3 protein-coding genes and 1 pseudogene are annotated in these 3,203 nt (G+C 50.3%); 2 read left to right on the forward strand and 2 right to left on the reverse strand.

Annotated elements, in window-relative coordinates:
• Together POG22_RS19125 and POG22_RS19130 are read left to right on the forward strand one after the other, a co-directional pair.
• Window positions 1–240 (forward strand): annotated as a pseudogene (locus tag POG22_RS19125) (hypothetical protein); the annotation flags it as partial.
• 203 nt (window positions 241–443) lie between these two features.
• Window positions 444–1,355 carry an ABC transporter permease gene (locus POG22_RS19130; RefSeq protein WP_063717648.1) on the forward strand — a complete coding sequence of 304 codons (912 nt, stop codon included), beginning with the start codon at window positions 444–446 and terminating at the stop codon, window positions 1,353–1,355.
• Window positions 1,356–1,401: 46 nt separating this feature from the next.
• On the opposite strand, the gene POG22_RS19135 is transcribed toward POG22_RS19130, so the two are convergent.
• Window positions 1,402–2,556 carry an acyltransferase family protein gene (locus POG22_RS19135; protein ID WP_063717649.1) on the reverse strand — a complete coding sequence of 385 codons (1,155 nt, stop codon included), beginning with the start codon at window positions 2,554–2,556 and terminating at the stop codon, window positions 1,402–1,404.
• A gap of 13 nt (window positions 2,557–2,569) precedes the next feature.
• A complete protein-coding gene (locus POG22_RS19140) occupies window positions 2,570–2,962 on the reverse strand; it encodes a thiol-disulfide oxidoreductase DCC family protein (RefSeq protein ID WP_063717650.1) in 393 nt (130 codons plus the stop codon).
• Window positions 2,963–3,203 lie beyond the last annotated feature (241 nt).

Consider the following 3,203-nt stretch of genomic DNA (forward strand, 5'->3'; position numbering starts at 1 on the left):
GCGATCGCGCGATCGCCCCGAGAACGGTGGATGTCTGCGGGAATTGCCAGTCTGTTAGCGGTGGCGATGGTTCTGCACGTTTGGACGTGGTTCGCGATCGGGGTCGTGCGCGTTCCCACCTTCGTTTTACTCGCCTTAGCCAGTCTGTGTTTGGGCTTGAACAGTTGGGCTGTCTTCGATCCTCAAACCTTTGTCAAACTGTATCGCTGGGGGAAAATTCAGGTGAGAGTGAAGAGTTAAGAAATTCGTAGGGTGCGCGTTTTACAGTGAACAGTGAGCAGTGAACAGTGAGCAGTGTTTCAGTCGCCAGTCACCAGTCACCAGTGTTTCAGTCACCAGTCGCCAGTCACCAGTCACCAGTGAAGACAGGTTTCAGCGGATAGTTTCTCCCTTGTCTCCCTTTCTCCCCTTCTCCCTTTCTCCCCCTCTCCCTTTCTCCCCACATGGTCACTCCGTCTCCGGTTGCTGTCTCTCAAATGCCCCATCGATCGCTGTGGGGAGATGCGTGGCGACGGTTTCGCCGCGATCGCACGGCGGTTTTGGGTTCGATCGTGTTGGGCGTTATCGTCTTCGGAGCGATCTTCGGACCGTTGCTGTACGATGTCCCCATTGGTGAAATTGACTTCGGGCGATCGAGTCTTCCGCCGAGTGGAGAACATCCCTTCGGAACCAACGATTTGGGACAAGACCAACTGGCTCGGGTTCTGTGGGGCGGCCGCGTTTCGCTGTCAGTGGGAGTTGCAGCGATGGTGGTGTCGATGGGATTGGGAATTTTCGTCGGGGCGATCGCGGGATTTTATGGAAAATGGCTCGACGGACTGTTGATGCGGGTGACGGATTTGTTTTTGGCGTTGCCTCAGCTACCGCTGTTGCTGTTAATTGTCTATTTGTTTCGCGATTCTCTTAAAGCGATCGCCGGCCCGGAATTGGGGGTGTTTGTCCTCATCGTGGTGGTGATTGGTAGCCTCAACTGGATGTCGGTGGCGAGGTTGATTCGGGCGGAATTTCTCTCGTTGCGAGAAACGAACTTCGTGGCAGCAGCCCGTGCGTTGGGAGCGACGCCGAGTCGTTTGATTTGGGTTCACCTGTTTCCGAACGTTTTGGGAACGGCGATCGTGGCGGCCACGTTAGCCGTCGGACGTGCCATTCTCATTGAATCGACGTTGAGTTTTCTCGGCTTGGGGTTTCCCCCCGACGTTCCCACTTGGGGGCGAATGTTGTTCGACGCGCAGAACTATTTGGAATCCGCCCCCCACATGGCGATTTTCCCCGGTTTGGCGATTTTTCTGACGGTGTTGAGTATTAACTTTATCGGCGATGGGTTACGGGATGCCCTCGATCCGAAAAGCCATTGATTCGGCGATTTAAAATGTGTCGATGGAAGGGTGAATGTCTGTAGTCTTACGACGGTTTAGGCTTCATTCCAAAGAAAAAACGCATGATATTCCATCGCTTGACCAACAGTTCGTAGATGGCGGCGATCGCCACAAAAGAAATCGTACTAATCGTCAGAAATTTTACAGCAATTGAAAGATTCAAGGGAATCACATACCAGCCCACCCACAAAATTAGGGTTTGATGGAGAATGTAAAACGGCAAAACAGCCTCACGAGTATAGGCGAGAAACGAACTGTTAAAATTTAAATACTTAAACGCTAAACTCAAAATAAAAGCTATCCAACACCAAGCGTTAATACTCATTATAATTTGAAATAAAACGTACAATACCAGAGGAGAAAATCCTTGACCTTCTGGATACTTGTAACCCATACCGAAAATCCAATAGAATTCTGCCAAAAATCCTAAAATCCCCAAGAGAAAGCAGATCCAACCTCGTCGTTCGATCCTTGCCGTGAATCGCGGATTAGCGGGAAGAAGATAACCGAAAATAAAAAAGATCGTAAAATAAACGAGGTCAGCCCAGGTATGTTGTCCGTAAAAAAAGCCTCGAATCCCAATCTGAACGAGGGAGAGAGGGACGATCGCCAGCAAAACACCTCCCGATCGATCGCACGTCTTGGCGATGCGATCGATGACACGACGTCCTGAAGGGGTTTTCAAATACAGCAGTAACGGTAAAGAGACAAAAGAAACAATGAAGAGAAACTTGAGAAACCAGAGATGCCCCGTCCAAAACGAACCGAAAAACGGACTAAAGCTCAGAGTGAAGGTTTCTGTAAAATAACGGGGATACAACTCCCAAAAAGACCCCGAACATATTTTTTGAGTGATACAGTCCCAGTAGAGTTGAGGTGGAAGGAGAATAAACGTCCCCACTGTATATAGCGGGACGAGCAACCGTTTACACCGTTCCCAAAGGTACTGTTTGCCGCTTCTAGATTCCAAGCTGTACCAAGCGCCAACACCCGATAGGAAGAAAAATAACGGCATTGCCCAAGCATCGACAAAGCCGACAAAAACGAGCATACTCAGATGATGTTCGGCATTTTTGATATGCCAGGGAAGTGAAGTGAAAAAACTAGCGTTATGGAACACAAAAATCACCAGGATGGCGATCGCTCTCAACCAGTCAATCTCGTATCGGCGACGTTCCATAGGACTCGAACCTCTAATTCGCAGGAGGATATTTCGATCGATACGTTTCCTGCCGTTTGCCAAACCAGTCGTAGCGGTTGTCGCGAACCTGTTCGTAAACGCGATCGCCAGTGGGTTTGACTCCCGGTAACTGGCGATAGGCAGAGACGAACGCTGCACCACCGGGAAGCAACCGTCCGATTTCCTCGGCGGCGTCGCTCCCCTGCCAGCGTCGCTCGGGATTGTCGCGATCGAGTAAAATCATCCCTAACTCGCACCCTTGGGGGGTAATGTCGTAGCGATCGAGCCGGGTTTCGTCTTGCATGGGGACGTAACGAAAGCGGGTTCCGCCGTCGAGGTTTTCGAGCAACTGCACCAACGTCACGCACAGGTTGCAGTTACCGTCGTAAATCACCAGATAAGACATTTCGCTTCTCAGGTTTCGCGTCTAACGTTGTCTGTTTTCCATATTTTGGCGTAGCTTTACAGTAAGCGGTGCGTGACGAGTTATCGGTAAGCACGAGTTCAACCCCGTTTTTCAAGTCACGCACCCTACCGACTTCGTTGTCAATCATCAATTGTCAATTATCAATTAAAATGTCTTCTCCCCGCGTTCTCTGTCTCGGTGAAATCCTCTTCGACTGTTTGGCCGACCAAATCGGCCAAAC

It is taken from the genome of Geitlerinema sp. CS-897 (genome assembly GCF_028368005.1).
In the GTDB taxonomy this organism is placed as follows: Bacteria; Cyanobacteriota; Cyanobacteriia; order Cyanobacteriales; family Geitlerinemataceae; genus Baaleninema; species Baaleninema simplex.